Consider the following 13,808-nt stretch of genomic DNA (forward strand, 5'->3'; position numbering starts at 1 on the left):
GGGGCTGCGCCCCCAGGCCCCCAGTTGTGTCTCGGCTGCGGGCCGTCTGTGGCTGGTCGCTCCCCACTCTCGGCTTCTCCCCCGTCAGCGCTCCGTCACCTTGCCGTCTGCGACCTCCAGGCGGCGGGTCGTCCGTACCGCGTCCAGCATGCGGCGGTCGTGTGTGACCAGGAGCAGCGTGCCCTCGTAGGAGTCGAGGGCCGACTCCAGCTGTTCGATGGCGGGGAGGTCGAGATGGTTCGTCGGCTCGTCGAGGACCAGGAGGTTGACGCCTCGGCCCTGGAGGAGGGCCAGCGCGGAGCGTGTGCGTTCGCCGGGTGACAGGGTGGCCGCCGGTCGCAGCACGTGGTGCGACTTGAGGCCGAACTTGGCGAGGAGGGTGCGGACTTCGGCCGGTTCGGTGTCCGGGACCGCCGTGCAGAACGCGTCCAGCAGGGACTCGGAGCCGTAGAACAGTTGGCGGGCCTGGTCGACCTCGCCGACCAGGACGCCGGAGCCCAGGGAGGCGTGGCCCGCGTCCACCGGTACCCGCCCCAGCAGGGCGCCCAGCAGCGTGGACTTGCCCGCGCCGTTGGCGCCGGTGACGGCCACCCGGTCCGCCCAGTCGATCTGGAGGGTCGCCGGGCCGAAGGTGAAGTCGCCGCGGCGTACCTCCGCGTCGCGCAAGGTGGCGACCACGGCACCCGATCGCGGGGCCGCCGCGATCTCCATGCGCAGCTCCCACTCCTTGCGCGGCTCCTCGACGACGTCGAGCCGTTCGATCATGCGCTGGGTCTGCCGGGCCTTCGCGGCCTGCTTCTCGCTGGCCTCGCTGCGGAACTTGCGGCCGATCTTGTCGTTGTCGTTGCTCGCCTTGCGCCGGGCGTTCTTGACGCCCTTGTCCATCCAGGAGCGCTGCATCTGAGCCCGCCCTTCGAGCGCGGACCGCTTGTCGGCGTACTCCTCGTAGTCCTCGCGGGCGTGCCGGCGCGCGACGTCCCGCTCCTCCAGATAGGCCTCGTATCCGCCGCCGTACAGCCTGATCTCCTGCTGCGCGAGATCGAGTTCGAGGACCTTGGTGACGGTGCGGGTGAGGAACTCGCGGTCGTGGCTGACGACGACCGTGCCCGCGCGCAGACCGGAGACGAAACGTTCGAGGCGTTCCAGGCCGTCCAGGTCGAGGTCGTTGGTGGGCTCGTCGAGCAGGAAGACGTCGTAGCGGGAGAGGAGGAGGGAAGCGAGTCCGGCGCGGGCCGCCTGGCCGCCGGAGAGCGAGGTCATGGGCTGGTCCAGGCCGACGCCGAGGCCGAGCGAGTCCGCGACCTCCTCGGCGCGCTCGTCGAGGTCGGCGCCGCCGAGGCCGAGCCACTGCTCCAGGCTCGTCGCGTACGCGTCGTCCGCGCCCGGTGCCCCGTCGACGAGCCCCTGAGTGGCCTCGTCCATCACACGCTGGGCCTCGGCCACGCCGGTGCGGCGGGCGAGGAACTCACGTACGGTCTCGCCCGGCCGGCGTTCCGGTTCCTGCGGCAGATGCCCGACGGTGGCGGTCGGCGGGGAGAGCCGCAGCTCGCCCTGCTCGGGCTTCAGCAGCCCGGCGAGCATGCGCAGCAGCGTGGACTTGCCCGCGCCGTTGGCACCGACAAGACCGATCACATCGCCGGGCGCGACAACGAGATCGAGCCCGGAGAAGAGCGAGCGGTCACCGTGACCGGCGGCGAGATTCTTGGCGACGAGGGTGGCAGTCATCAGGCGTTGATCCTAATCGCCCGCCCAGGAGACGGGCGCCAGGATTTTCCGCGCCCATCGCCGCCCCCCGAAACAGCGCGCCCCGCGCCGCGCATCAGCCCACTCACGCCTTCACTCCTTAGCGCGCCACCAGCGCCTCACAGGGGCGCGGGGCTGTGTCGATGTGCGGCTCCTCCCCCGCTCTCGGCTTCGCTCGAGCGGGGGGACCCCCATGAGCCGGGGGACCCCCATCGTGGGCGCGAGCAACCCACGACGACCCGCACTCGCCCACGAACCTCGTCCCCCACGGACCACCGCGCCACCCCACCCCTCAGCCCCCCATCGCCTCCACCAACACACCCCCCGAAGTCCGCGCCACGATGAAGGACTCCCCCTTCGTGGCCTTCGCATCCAGCGCGAGCCGGTGCTCCCCCGCTTCCAGCACCCCGTCGAAGACCTCGTACGCGTGCGTGCGGTACAGCCGGTCCAGGCGGTACGCGGTCAGCTGGACCCGGCACGGGGAAGTAACCTCGACGCCCGCCGCGCCGTCCGCGGCGACGAGGCGGGTGAGGCGGCGCTGCTCCCGGGGGCTGCGGTCCAGGGCGTGTTCGATCTGGGCGACGAGGAGCGGGACGATCGGGGCGAGCCCGTCGACGTACGCGACGTCGGCACCGGCGCGCTCGAAGGACTGACGTACGGAGGCACGTTCCTGCTCGCTGACATCGCGGCCGAAGGCGACGGCGCCGTACGTGCGCAGCTCGTCGGCGGAGACTTCGGCGGCCTCCCGGGTGATCTCGGCGCCGATGCCGATGGTGCGCAGGGCGGCGGCGAGCTTGGCGAGGGCGGCGACGCGGGCGCCGATCAGCAGCACCCGGCGGCGTTCGCCGCCGGCGCCCGTGAGCAGGGAACCCAGCGCGGCGCGGTACTCGGCGCCGCGGAAGCGGAATGGCCCTATCCCGTGGTACCCGTTCCGCTCCAGATCCGCCCGCTCGTCCGTCTGCCAGGCGAAGTCGCGCCACAGATAGTCGTCGCCGAGCTTCTCGATCACGGCGGTGACGGCACCGCAGGCGAGGTCCTCGCACTCGGGGCAGCCGTAGATGACGTACCGGCCGCCCGCCAAGGGGGCGTCGGCTTCCAGGAGGAGACTGCGTACCTGCGCGCTGAAGATCGCGGGCGGTATGTCGGAGGCGAGTGGGGAGACGGCATCGAGGTCGGAGAGCTGGAACAGCAGCGGCCGTCCGTCGACGATGAAGTCCACGAAATCCCGGTGCACTTGGTAGTCACCGTTGGCAAGGACTCCACCGGCGCGCATGGCCGGTGCCAGGCCGAAGGTCGCGTACTCGGCAGACATGCTGTGAGTATCCCCAGACTGCGGGTGATCTGAGCACTCCATGACGGATTCCGTTAGCGTCCGGCTGTGAACAGTGAGCTGAACGATGAAGTGATCGTGGTCGGCGGCGGTGTCATAGGTCTCACGACGGCCGTCGTCCTCGCGGAGAGCGGCAGGCAGGTCCGGATCTGGACGCGGGAGCCCACCGAGCGGACCACCTCGGCCGTTGCGGGCGCGCTGTGGTGGCCGTACCGGATCCAGCCGGAGGTGCTCGTCGGTGAGTGGGCGCTGCAATCACTGTCCGTGTACGAGGAGTTGGCGGCGCGGCCCGACGAGACGGGCGTACGCATGGTCGAGGGCGTACACGGTGAGACGGTGCTGGACGGGCTCGGGTCGTGGGCCGCGCGGGTGCCGGGACTGCGGGCGGCGACGGCGGGCGAGTACGCCGGGGTGGGGTTGTGGGCGCGGCTGCCGCTGATCGACATGCCCGTGCATCTGGGCTGGCTGCGCGAGCGGTTCGTGCGGGCCGGTGGGACGGTCGAAGAACGGTACGTCACGGATCTCGCGGAGGTCCCGGCGCCGGTCGTCGTCAACTGCACGGGCCTTGGCGCGCGGGAGCTCGTACCGGATCCGGAGATGTGGCCCGTGCGGGGGCAGTTGGTCGTCGTGGAGAACCCCGGAGTGACCACCTGGCTGACCTCGGGGGAATCCGACACCAAGGCGACGTACTACTTTCCGCAGCCGGGCGGGCTGATCCTGGGCGGGACCACGGAAGAGGGCGACTGGTCCCTGACGCCCGATCCGGCAGTGGCCGAAGCGATCGTGCGGCGGTGCGCCGCGCTGCGGCCGGAGATCGCCGGGGCTCGGATCATCGAGCATCGGGTGGGTCTCCGGCCGGCGCGCGACGCGGTGCGGCTGGAGCGTGAAGTGCTGCCAGGCGGCCGGGTGTTGGTGCACAACTACGGGCACGGCGGGGCGGGCATCACGGTGGCGTGGGGCTGCGCGCGGGAGGCGGCCGGGCTCGCCTCCCGCTGACGCACAGCCCGACTCACCTCCCGCTGACGCGCTGATGCCGCCTAAGCGTTACCGAAGTCCGCTGCGGTACCGCGCCCCTAAGGAGGCCGCAGGCCTCTTAGGGGCGCGGGGAACTGCGCGACCAGCCACAACGGACTCGCAGATTGAAAACCGCGCAACCCAGCGGAGCGCCTAGCGATGCTCGTGCCCGAGCGGGTCCCCTTCCGTGTCGGTGCCGGGACCGGGACCGACACGGATCCCGAAGTCGCCGTCGTACTGCTTGTGGCCCTCGATCACGGCGAGTTCGACGGCCTCGGAACCCATCACACTGCGCACGATGACCGGGTCCTTGCGCAGATCCTTCATCAGGGCGAAACACATCCCGATCATGACGAGGACGAAGGGCGCGGCGGCGAGGATCGTAAGGTTCTGCAGGCCGGCGAGCGCATCGCCCTTACCGCTGCCGATGAGCAGCATGATCGCGGCGACGGCCCCGGTCACCACGCCCCAGAACACCACGACGAGACGGCCGGGTTCGAGGGCGCCCTTCTGGGAGAGCGTGCCCATCACGATGGACGCGGCGTCGGCTCCGGAGACGAAGAAGATGCCCACCAGGATCATCACGAGCAGGCTGGTGACCGTCGCGATGGGGTACTCCTGCAGAACGCCGAAGAGCTGTCCCTCGGGCGTCGCCTCTTCGCCGAGCCGGCCGGCCTCCTGCAGCTTCATCGCGGAACCGCCGAAGACCGCGAACCAGACGAGAGAGACGGTGCTGGGTACGAGGATGACGCCGCCGACGAACTGCCGGATGGTCCGGCCGCGGCTGATGCGGGCGATGAACATGCCGACGAACGGCGTCCAGGAGATCCACCACGCCCAGTAGAAGACGGTCCAGCCGCTCAGCCAGTCCGCGACTCCCTCGCCGCCGCTGGCCTCGGTGCGGCCGGCTAGCTGCGGCAGGTCGCCCACGAAGGAGAAGACCGAGGTGGGCAGCAGATCGAGGACGATGACGGTGGGCCCTGCGATGAACACGAAGACGGCGAGCAGCAGCGCCAGCACCATATTAGTGTTGGACAACCACTGGATACCGCGCTCGATGCCCGAGACGGCCGAGGCGACGAAGGCCAGCGTCAGTACGGCGATGATGGTGACGAGCAGTGCGGTGTTCGCCTTGTCCAACCAGTCCAGCTCCGTGAGTCCGGAGCCGATCTGGAGCGCGCCGAGGCCCAGCGAGGTCGCGGAGCCGAAGACGGTGGCGATGATCGCGAGGCTGTCGATCGCCCGGCCCGGGTGGCCGTTCGCGTGCTTCTCACCGATGAGCGGGGTGAACACCGCGCTGATCGTCTGGCGCCGGCGTTTGCGGAAGGTGCTGTAGGCGATGGCGAGGCCGACCACCGCGTAGATCGCCCACGGATGCAGGGTCCAGTGGAAGAGCGTGGTGGCCATCGCCGTCTCCATGCGTTCCGCGGAGTCGGCGGGGCTGGTGCCCGGCGGGGGCGTGCTGTAGTGCGACAGTGGCTCGCTCACACCGTAGAACATCAGGCCGATGCCCATACCAGCGCTGAACATCATCGCGACCCAGGACACGGTGCGGAACTCGGGCTCCTCGCCCTCGGTGCCCAGGTGGATCCTGCCGTAACGACTGACCGCCAGCCAGAGCGCGAAAACGACGAACCCGGAGGCGGCGAGCACGAAAGCCCAACCACCGTTGTGCATCAGGCCGTCGAGCATCTTGGTCGAGGCGCTCTCCAGCGAGTCGGTGGCGACCGCACCCCAGATCACGAAGGCCACGGTGAGCGCGGCGGTGACGCCGAACACCACACGGTCGGTTTCGTGGCCGGGGCCGCCTGGGACGTCCTCAGGACCTCCCAGGCCTCCCCTCTTCTTCAGGTCTTCTGTCATCGGCGGCACCTTCCCCTGGAGGCCGAACGGAAACACTTGTTCCTGGTTGCGCCCCTAGGAACTACCACAGGTACCGCCGATCTCAACCCTTTCAGCGGTTGCCTCCCGGCACCCGCTGCGGGGTCCGGGGCTCGGCGACCCCGTCGAGAGTGGCGTCCGGCCTGACGTGCGCGGATCCCGAGGTGGCGCCCGAGAAGGCCTTGGCGCCTCCGACGAACGGGACGCGGGCCCACGTACGGGACAGGTCGAGCTTCAGCGTCGGTGTGGTGGACGGAGGGTCGATGAGGTCCTTGTCGGTGCCCGCGACGATCAGTGCGAGACGGTGCCCGGCCGGGACGACGTGGTCGCTCGCGTGCAGGTCGAGGGTGATGGTGTGCGGCTTGCCCGGCGTGAGCGGGACGCCCTTCAGGTCCGAGGCATGGTTGCCGAGGTCGGCCCAGCCCCGGCTGAACACCGTGTAGTCGACGTCCGCGGTCTTGGCCCGCGTCTCCTTGAAGCAGGAGCTGTCGCCCGTGGTGCTCGGGCCCCAGCAGGTGCGGTCGGTGAGCGTGGTGATGCCCTCGGCGGCGTCCGCGTAGTCACGGATGGTGTCCGGGCCGAGGTCGACAAGTACCGCGGACAGATGGGCCGTTGTGGTGCTCGGCGTGGCCGTGACGGTCACCTTGGAGGAGCCGGACAGTCGAAGGTCGCGGGTGAGCGGCTTGGTGATGAATCCGGCCTTGCCGGCCGTGGACTGGTCGATCTGCGCGGCCCAGTCGGTCTCGTCCTGGCTCGGGTCGTCGGTGAAGGTCTCGGTGCCCGATCCGGTACGCAGTCCAAGAGTGCCCACGCCCGCCTGCTCGCCCTTGCCGGGGCGCAGGCTCACGGTGTCGGTGCCGCGCGGCGGCCAGACGCTCGACGTCTCCCACTTGTCGGGGGCGCGCTCGATGTCGGCCATCGGCTCGTCGTCGATGCCGTTGTCGTAGCCGAGGAGTTCGTGGTCGAACCAGCGGTGCAGGGTGTCCACCCATTCGGCGCGGCGGAAGTCGAAGGGGTCGACGTGGCCGGTCTGCGACAGCCAGATCTTGCGCTCGACACCGTTCTCGGCGAGGGCGTCCCACCACTGGCCGAAGTGCTTGGGGCGTACGTTGAGGTCCTGCATGCCGTGGATGACGAAGACGCTCGCGTCGATCTTGTGGGCGTCCTTCACGTAGTCGCGCTCGGTCCACAGCTTCGTCCAGTCGCCGGTGCGCGGGGCTCCTTCGACGAGCTGCTGCTGCACGGCGGCGCACTTGGCGCGGGCGTCGGGGCTCTCGACGTAGTTGGACAGCCAGTCGGGTCCGGAGTCGTACAGCGGGGCGCCCTTGGCGAAGTAGTAGTCGTACCAGGAGGAGATGGCGGCGATCGGAACGATCGTCTCCAGGCCCTCGACTCCGGTCGCGGCGACGCCGTTCGCGACGGTCCCGTCGTAACTCTTGCCGATCATGCCGGTCTTGCCGTTGGTCCAGTCCGCCCTGGCCGTCGTACTGCCCGTCCGGGAGGTGTAGCCCTTGGCCCGGCCGTTCAGCCAGTCGACGACGGCCTTCGCGGACTGGACGTCGGAGCGGCCGCCGACGTCCACGCAGCCGTCGGAGCGGTTGGTGCCGGTGAAGTCGACGCCGACGAAGGCGTAGCCGCGCGGCACGAAGTAGTTGTCGTAGTACAGCGGCATCTGGACGACGTTGCCGTTCGCGTCGTACGTCTTCTTCTGGCTCTCGTTGCCGCGTCCGCAACAGGAGTAGTACGGGCTGGCGTCCATGATCACGGGTATCTTGCGGCCCTGCCGGGCGAGTTCGCGGGGCCGGACGATATCGACGGCGACGCGGTCCCTCTTCCCGTCCTTGTCGCCGTCGAGTCCGGTGTCCACCCATACGGACTCGCGTATCGCGTTGTCGTACGAGTACACGGGTTTACTCTCCCGCGGGGCGCTCTGTGCGGCGGCCGGGGTGAGGAGCGTGGCCATCAGGGCGGCGGTGGCCGCCGTCGCGAGCGTTCTCCAGGTCCTGAAGCGCATGACGCGCGCACGTGTCGGCATGCGCGGAAGGTACCCCGGTCAACTCCTGTGCAAAAGAGGGCCGTTCGGGATCCGAAGGGCCGAACTGGTCCTGTGGGAAGGACGGGTGCACTGAGGTCGGGCGAGGTGACGGTGGGCGGGCAGTGAGTTGCCCGCCCGCTGCGCTTTCCCACCGCTGGTGAGACAGCAATACTGTTGCACCGCACCCGGGCGTTACCGCAGTACGCGAAGGAGCAGCGATGGCGACGGAGATCGAGGAGCCGAAGCTCACCGTCGACGAGCTGGCCGCGCGTGCGGGTGTCACGGTGCGTACGGTTCGCTTCTACAGCACCAAGGGTCTGCTGCCGCCGCCCGTGATCGGTCCGCGTCGCGTCGGGCACTACGGGCAGGCGCATCTGTCCCGGCTGGCGCTGATCGAGGAGTTGCAGCGCCAGGGGATGACACTGGCCGCGATCGAACGGTATCTGGAGCAGCTGCCGACCGACCTGAGCGCCCATGACCTGGCGATCCACCGTGCCGTGGTGGCCTCGTGGGCGCCCGAGTCGACCGAGGAGATGAGCCGCGCCGAACTGGAGCGCCGGGCGGGGCGCCCGCTGGGCGAGGAGGACCTGGACCGGCTCGCCGCCATGAACGTCGTCGTACGGACGCCGAAAGCGCAGACGTATCGCGTGGACCCGGGGCTGCTGCGGCTGGGCGTACAGCTGCTCGACGTGCCGATCGCGCACGAGACGATCCTCGCCGCGCGCACGGTCCTGCTGGAACACACGCGCGCGGCGGCCCGGGAACTGTCCCGGCTGCTGCGCGACGAGGTGTCCGAGCGTGAGTCGATGGCGGCGGTGAAGTCCCTGTCGGCACATATGCAGCCACTGGTGGTGCAGGCGCTGCTGACCACGTTCCAGCGCTCCCTCAACGAGGAACTGCGGGAGTGGCTCAAGAGCCCACGTTGAGGGTCTGTCCGGTCACCAGGGCGCCACGCGTCTCCATGCGCCGAGTGTCACGACCCGTCAGGCGCTCGGCAAGGGGCCGTTCCGGTCTCCCGAACGGCCCCCGAGCGCACCGTACTTACCTCACGCGTCGCTGAACCGCTCCCCCTTCTCCGCCTTCTGGACGAGCAGCGCCGGTGGCGTGAACCGCTCTCCGTAGCGCTCGGCGAGCTCACGCGCGCGGGCCACGAATCCGGGCAGGCCGCCCTCGTAGCCGTTGATGTACTGCAGGACGCCACCCGTCCAGCCCGGGAAGCCGATCCCGAGGATGGACCCGATATTGGCGTCGGCGACGGACGTCAGGACGCCCTCCTCCAGGAGCCTGACCGTGTCCAGCGCCTCGGAGAAGAGCATGCGCTCCTGCATGTCCGTAAAGGGGATCTCGGAGCTTTCGCGCGTGAAGTGCTCCCGCAGTCCGGGCCAGAGCCCCGCGCGCTTCCCGTCGACGTACTCGTAGAAGCCCGCGCCGCCGCTGCGGCCCGTACGGCCGAACTCGTCGATCATGCGGTCGATGACGGCCTCGGCGGGGTGCGTTGCCCAACTGCCGCCGGATTCCTCGACGGCCCGCTTGGTCTCGGTGCGGATCTTGCGCGGCAGGGTGAGCGTCAGCTCGTCCATGAGCGAGAGGACCTTGGCCGGATAGCCCGACTGGGCCGCGGCCTGCTCGACGGAGGCAGGCTCGATGCCCTCGCCGACCATCGCCACGCCCTCGTCGAGGAAGTGCCCGATGACCCGGGAGGTGAAGAAGCCGCGCGAGTCGTTGACGACGATCGGGGTCTTCTTGATCTGCCGTACGAGGTCGAAGGCGCGCGCGAGGGCTTCCTCGCCGGTCCGCTCGCCCTTGATGATCTCGACGAGCGGCATCTTGTCGACGGGTGAGAAGAAGTGCAGGCCGATGAAGTCGGCTTGCCGCTCGACGCCTTCGGCGAGTGCGGTGATCGGCAGCGTCGAGGTGTTGGAGCACAGCAGTGCGTCCGGCTCGACGATGTGCTGGATCTCCTGGAACACCTTGTGCTTGAGCGCTGGGTCCTCGAAGACGGCCTCGATCACAGCGTCGCAGCCAGCGAGGTCCTGCGGGTCGGCGGTGGGCGTGATGCGGGCGAGCAGTTCGTCGGCCTTCTCCTGGGTCGTACGTCCCCGGGAGACGGCCTTGGCGCAGAGCTTCTCGGAGTAGCCCTTGCCCTTCGCCGCCGCCTCGGCCGACACGTCCTTGAGGATGACCTCGATGCCCGCGCGTGCGCACGAGTAGGCGATGCCCGCGCCCATCATCCCCGCGCCCAGGACAGCGGCCTTGCGGATCTGGCGCGGCTCGATCCCCTTGGGGCGGTTGGCGCCGGAGTTGACGGCCTGGAGGTCGAAGAAGAAGGCCTGGATCATGTTCTTGGAGGTCTGGCCCGCGGCCAGCTCCACGAAGTAGCGCGACTCGATGACCTGCGCGGTCTCGAAGTCCACCTGGGAGCCCTCGACCGCCGCCGCGAGGATGTTGCGCGGGGCCGGGTAGGGCGCGCCGCCCGTCTGCTTGCGCAGGGTCGCCGGGAAGGCGGGCAGGTTCGCCGCGAACTTGGGGCTGGACGGTGTGCCGCCCGGGATGCGGTAGCCGGGCTTGTCCCAGGGCTGCGAGGACTCGGGGTTGGCCTCGATGAAGGCGCGGGCCTTGGCGAGCAACTCCTCCTGTGTGGTGGCCACTTCGTGAACGAGACCGTTCTCGAGCGCGCGCCGCGGGCTGTACTGGGTGCCCTGGAGGAGCACCTTCAGCAGGGCGTCGGCGATACCCAGGAGGCGTACGGTCCTGACGACGCCGCCGCCTCCGGGCAGCAGGCCGAGCGTGACCTCCGGGCAGCCGATCTTGGAGCCGGGGGCGTCGAGGGCGACACGGTGGTGACAGGCCAGGGCGATCTCGTAACCACCGCCCAGGGCCGCGCCGTTCATGGCGGCGACGACGGGCTTGCCCAGCGTCTCGATACGGCGGAGGTCGCGCTTGATGGCGAGGCCCCGCTCGAAGGCGTACTGGGCGTTCTCGGGGGTGACAGCGATCAGTTCACGCAGGTCGCCGCCCGCGAAGAAGGTCTTCTTGGCGGAGGTGAAGATGATGCCGCGGATGGAGTCCTTCTCGGCCTCCAGGCGGTCGGTGATCGTGGTGAGCGACTCCCGGAACCCCTGGTTCATGGTGTTCGTGGACTGGTTCGGGTCGTCGAGGACGAGGGTGACGAGGCCGGTCCTGTCCTGTTCCCAGCGGATGGTGCTCTCGGTCATGGCTGTTTTCTCCGTAAGGGGACGCCGCAAGGGCCGTAAGGGGGGACGGACAGGACGTTCAGAGACGCTCGACGATGGTGGCGATGCCCATGCCGCCGCCGACGCACAGCGTGGCGAGGCCGAACCGCTTGTCCTGGCGCTCCAGTTCGTCGACGAGGGTGCCGAGGATCATCGCTCCGGTGGCGCCCAGGGGGTGGCCCAGTGCGATCGCTCCGCCGTTGACGTTCACCTTGTCCAGTGACAGGCCCATGTCCCGCACGAAGCGGAGGACCACGGCGGCGAAGGCTTCGTTGATCTCGACCAGGTCGATGTCGTCGATGGTCAGTCCGGCCTTGGCGAGCGCCTTGCGGGTGGCGGGCGCGGGCCCCGTGAGCATGATCGTGGGCTCGGAGCCGGAGACGGCGGCGGCGACGATCCGGGCGCGCGGCGTCAGCCCGTACCGCTCCCCCACCTCGCGCGAACCGATCGCCACCAGCGAGGCGCCGTCCACGATGCCGGAGGAGTTGCCCGCGTGGTGGACGTGGTCGATCTTCTCCACCCAGTGGTACTTCTGCAGCGCCACGGCGTCGAAGCCGCCCAGGTCGCCGATGTCCGCGAACGACGGCTTGAGGCCCGCCAGCGAGTCGGCGGTGGTGCCTGGGCGCAGGTGCTCGTCGTGGTCCAGGACGACGAGTCCGTTGCGGTCCTTCACCGGCACGACGGACCGCTCGAAGCGGCCGTCCTTCCAGGCAGCGGCGGCACGCTCCTGGGACAGGGCCGCGTACTCGTCGACGTCCCGGCGCGTAAAGCCCTCGATGGTGGCGATGAGGTCGGCGCCGATACCCTGGGGGACGAAGTTGGTGGCGATGTTCGTCATCGGGTCGGCGAACCAGGCGCCGCCGTCGGAGGCCATCGGCACCCGCGACATCGACTCGACACCGCCCGCGAGCACCAGGTCCTCCCAGCCCGAACGGACCTTCATCGCGGCCAGGTTGACGGCTTCGAGGCCGGAGGCACAGAAGCGGTTCTCCTGGACGCCCGCCACCGTGTCGGGCAGTCCGGACGCGATGGCGGCGATCCGCGCGATGTCCGAGCCCTGGTCGCCGACCGGGCCGACGACACCGAGCACGATGTCGTCGATCGCCGCCGGGTCGAGGTCCGGAAAGCGGCCCCGAATCTCGTGGATGAGCCCAATGACGAGGTCGATGGGCTTCGTGCCGTGCAGGGCGCCGTTCGCCTTGCCACGCCCGCGCGGGGTGCGGATCGCGTCGTACACGTACGCTTCGGTGCTCACTGGTCAGCCTTTCGAGGAGGGTTGCTCAGGCGCGGAGGGTTGCTCAGGCGCGAGGATCTGCCGCTTCATTCGGGTTCCGTTCGGGGCGCTCTTCAGGAGGCCGGGTACGTCCCAGTCGCGGGCCACGTCCTCGGTGTCGGCGCCCGGCTGCGCGGGCCCGCTGCGGACCGAGGTGTGGGTGGCGGAGAAGCGGGGGGCGGGGGCGGGCTGGGTGATGCCGCCGTGGTCGGTGAAGGTGCCGCGGGCGGCGAGGTGCGGGTGGTGCGGCGCCTCACTCAGGGAGAGGACCGGAGCCACGCACGCGTCGGAGCCCTCGAAGACCGCGGTCCACTCCTCGCGCGTACGGGTCTTGAAGCGGGCCGCGACCGCCTCGCGCAGCTCGCCCCAGCGCGCCGGGTCCTTGTGGGCCGAGGCGTGTTCCGGGATGCCGAGGAGGTCCACGAACTCCTCGTAGAACTGCTTCTCGAGCGCGCCCACCGCCATGTACTGGCCGTCGGCCGTCTCGTACGTGCCGTAGTACGGGCAGCCGCCGTCGAGGAGGTTGGCGCCGCGCCGGTCCTGCCAGCGGTCGGCGGCCAGCATGCCGTGGATCATCGCGGCCAGGTTCGCGGCACCGTCGACGATGGCCGCGTCCACGATCTGTCCGGTGCCGCTCGCGCGGGCGTGGTGGAGGGCGGCGAGGACGCCGACGACGAGGTAGAGCGAGCCGCCCGCATAGTCGCCGACCAGGTTCGCGGGGACGGCGGGTGGCGCATCCGGGTCGCCGATCATGCCGAGGGTGCCGGTCAGCGCGATGTACGCGATGTCGTGGCCCGCGCGCTGGGCGAGAGGGCCCTGCTGGCCCCAGCCGGTCATCCGTCCGTAGACGAGCTTCGGGTTGCGGGCGTGGCAGGTCTCGGGGCCGACACCGAGGCGCTCGGCGACACCCGGGCGGTAGCCCTCGATGAGGATGTCGGCGCGTTCGACCAGGTCGAGGACGCGGGCCGGGCCGTCGTCCGTCTTCAGGTCGACGAGCACGGACCGCTTGTTGCGGTTGGTGATGTCGTAGTCCGGGTCGATGATGAGGCCCGCGCCGCCGGGCCGGTCCACGCGGACCACGTCGGCGCCCAGGTCGGCGAGGAGCATGGCGGCGAACGGTCCGGGTCCGATGCCGGCCAGCTCGACCACGCGCACCCCGGCGAGCGGGCCGTGCCCTGCCGTCCCTGCCACTGCCATCGAGCCCCCAGCACTGTGACACTACTGATGTAACACCCGCGATGTTAGAAACGCGTTCCACGCCGCACAAGACGCGGGCGAGCAAGCGCTTAGCCAATTCTG

Annotated in this window: 9 protein-coding genes; 2 read left to right on the top strand and 7 right to left on the bottom strand. The window is 69.9% G+C overall.

What is annotated here, in order from left to right:
- Positions 1-84 precede the first annotated feature (84 nt).
- Both ACYVO6_RS46555 and ACYVO6_RS46560 read right to left on the bottom strand, forming a co-directional pair.
- Positions 85-1,725, bottom strand: coding sequence for an ABC-F family ATP-binding cassette domain-containing protein (locus tag ACYVO6_RS46555; protein ID WP_461072573.1), 1,641 nt, complete (start codon positions 1,723-1,725; stop codon positions 85-87).
- Positions 1,726-2,035: 310 nt separating this feature from the next.
- Positions 2,036-3,055, bottom strand: a complete 1,020-nt coding sequence (locus ACYVO6_RS46560; protein WP_461072575.1) for an oxidoreductase — start codon at positions 3,053-3,055, stop codon at positions 2,036-2,038.
- 66 nt (positions 3,056-3,121) lie between these two features.
- Here ACYVO6_RS46560 and ACYVO6_RS46565 point away from each other — a divergent pair, with 66 nt between their 5' ends.
- On the top strand, positions 3,122-4,069 hold the full coding sequence (locus ACYVO6_RS46565) for an FAD-dependent oxidoreductase (RefSeq protein ID WP_461072577.1): 948 nt from the start codon (positions 3,122-3,124) through the stop codon (positions 4,067-4,069).
- A 171-nt stretch (positions 4,070-4,240) separates the two neighbouring features.
- Here ACYVO6_RS46565 and ACYVO6_RS46570 read toward each other — a convergent pair whose 3' ends face one another.
- Both ACYVO6_RS46570 and ACYVO6_RS46575 read right to left on the bottom strand, forming a co-directional pair.
- Positions 4,241-5,950 carry a BCCT family transporter gene (locus tag ACYVO6_RS46570; RefSeq protein ID WP_461072579.1) on the bottom strand — a complete coding sequence of 570 codons (1,710 nt, stop codon included), beginning with the start codon at positions 5,948-5,950 and terminating at the stop codon, positions 4,241-4,243.
- Positions 5,951-6,041: 91 nt separating this feature from the next.
- Positions 6,042-8,003: a Xaa-Pro dipeptidyl-peptidase gene (locus ACYVO6_RS46575; protein WP_461072581.1), complete on the bottom strand. Its 1,962-nt coding sequence runs from the start codon at positions 8,001-8,003 to the stop codon at positions 6,042-6,044.
- Between the two features lie 218 nt (positions 8,004-8,221).
- On the opposite strand from ACYVO6_RS46575, the gene ACYVO6_RS46580 reads away from it, so the two are divergent.
- Positions 8,222-8,929, top strand: a complete 708-nt coding sequence (locus ACYVO6_RS46580; RefSeq protein ID WP_461072583.1) for a MerR family transcriptional regulator — start codon at positions 8,222-8,224, stop codon at positions 8,927-8,929.
- Positions 8,930-9,049: 120 nt separating this feature from the next.
- On the opposite strand, the gene ACYVO6_RS46585 is transcribed toward ACYVO6_RS46580, so the two are convergent.
- The 3 genes from ACYVO6_RS46585 to ACYVO6_RS46595 are packed head-to-tail and all read right to left on the bottom strand — an operon-like array spanning position 9,050 to position 13,706.
- Positions 9,050-11,218 carry a 3-hydroxyacyl-CoA dehydrogenase NAD-binding domain-containing protein gene (locus ACYVO6_RS46585; protein ID WP_461072585.1) on the bottom strand — a complete coding sequence of 723 codons (2,169 nt, stop codon included), beginning with the start codon at positions 11,216-11,218 and terminating at the stop codon, positions 9,050-9,052.
- A gap of 58 nt (positions 11,219-11,276) precedes the next feature.
- Positions 11,277-12,491, bottom strand: a complete 1,215-nt coding sequence (locus ACYVO6_RS46590; RefSeq protein WP_461072587.1) for an acetyl-CoA C-acetyltransferase — start codon at positions 12,489-12,491, stop codon at positions 11,277-11,279.
- A gap of 3 nt (positions 12,492-12,494) precedes the next feature.
- Positions 12,495-13,706, bottom strand: coding sequence for a CaiB/BaiF CoA transferase family protein (locus ACYVO6_RS46595; RefSeq protein ID WP_461072589.1), 1,212 nt, complete (start codon positions 13,704-13,706; stop codon positions 12,495-12,497).
- Positions 13,707-13,808: the final 102 nt, after the last annotated feature.

The organism is Streptomyces pseudoechinosporeus (assembly GCF_054783935.1).

Bases quoted from the DNA above. Each gene is read 5' to 3' on its own strand.
- ACYVO6_RS46585 (WP_461072585.1), bottom strand. From the start codon at position 11,218: ATGACCGAGAGCACCATCCGCTGGGAACAGGACAGGACCGGCCTCGTC.
- ACYVO6_RS46595 (WP_461072589.1), bottom strand. From the start codon at position 13,706: ATGGCAGTGGCAGGGACGGCAGGGCACGGCCCGCTCGCCGGGGTGCGC.
- ACYVO6_RS46560 (WP_461072575.1), bottom strand. From the start codon at position 3,055: ATGTCTGCCGAGTACGCGACCTTCGGCCTGGCACCGGCCATGCGCGCC.
- ACYVO6_RS46555 (WP_461072573.1), bottom strand. From the start codon at position 1,725: ATGACTGCCACCCTCGTCGCCAAGAATCTCGCCGCCGGTCACGGTGAC.
- ACYVO6_RS46580 (WP_461072583.1), top strand. From the start codon at position 8,222: ATGGCGACGGAGATCGAGGAGCCGAAGCTCACCGTCGACGAGCTGGCC.
- ACYVO6_RS46575 (WP_461072581.1), bottom strand. From the start codon at position 8,003: ATGCCGACACGTGCGCGCGTCATGCGCTTCAGGACCTGGAGAACGCTC.
- ACYVO6_RS46570 (WP_461072579.1), bottom strand. From the start codon at position 5,950: ATGACAGAAGACCTGAAGAAGAGGGGAGGCCTGGGAGGTCCTGAGGAC.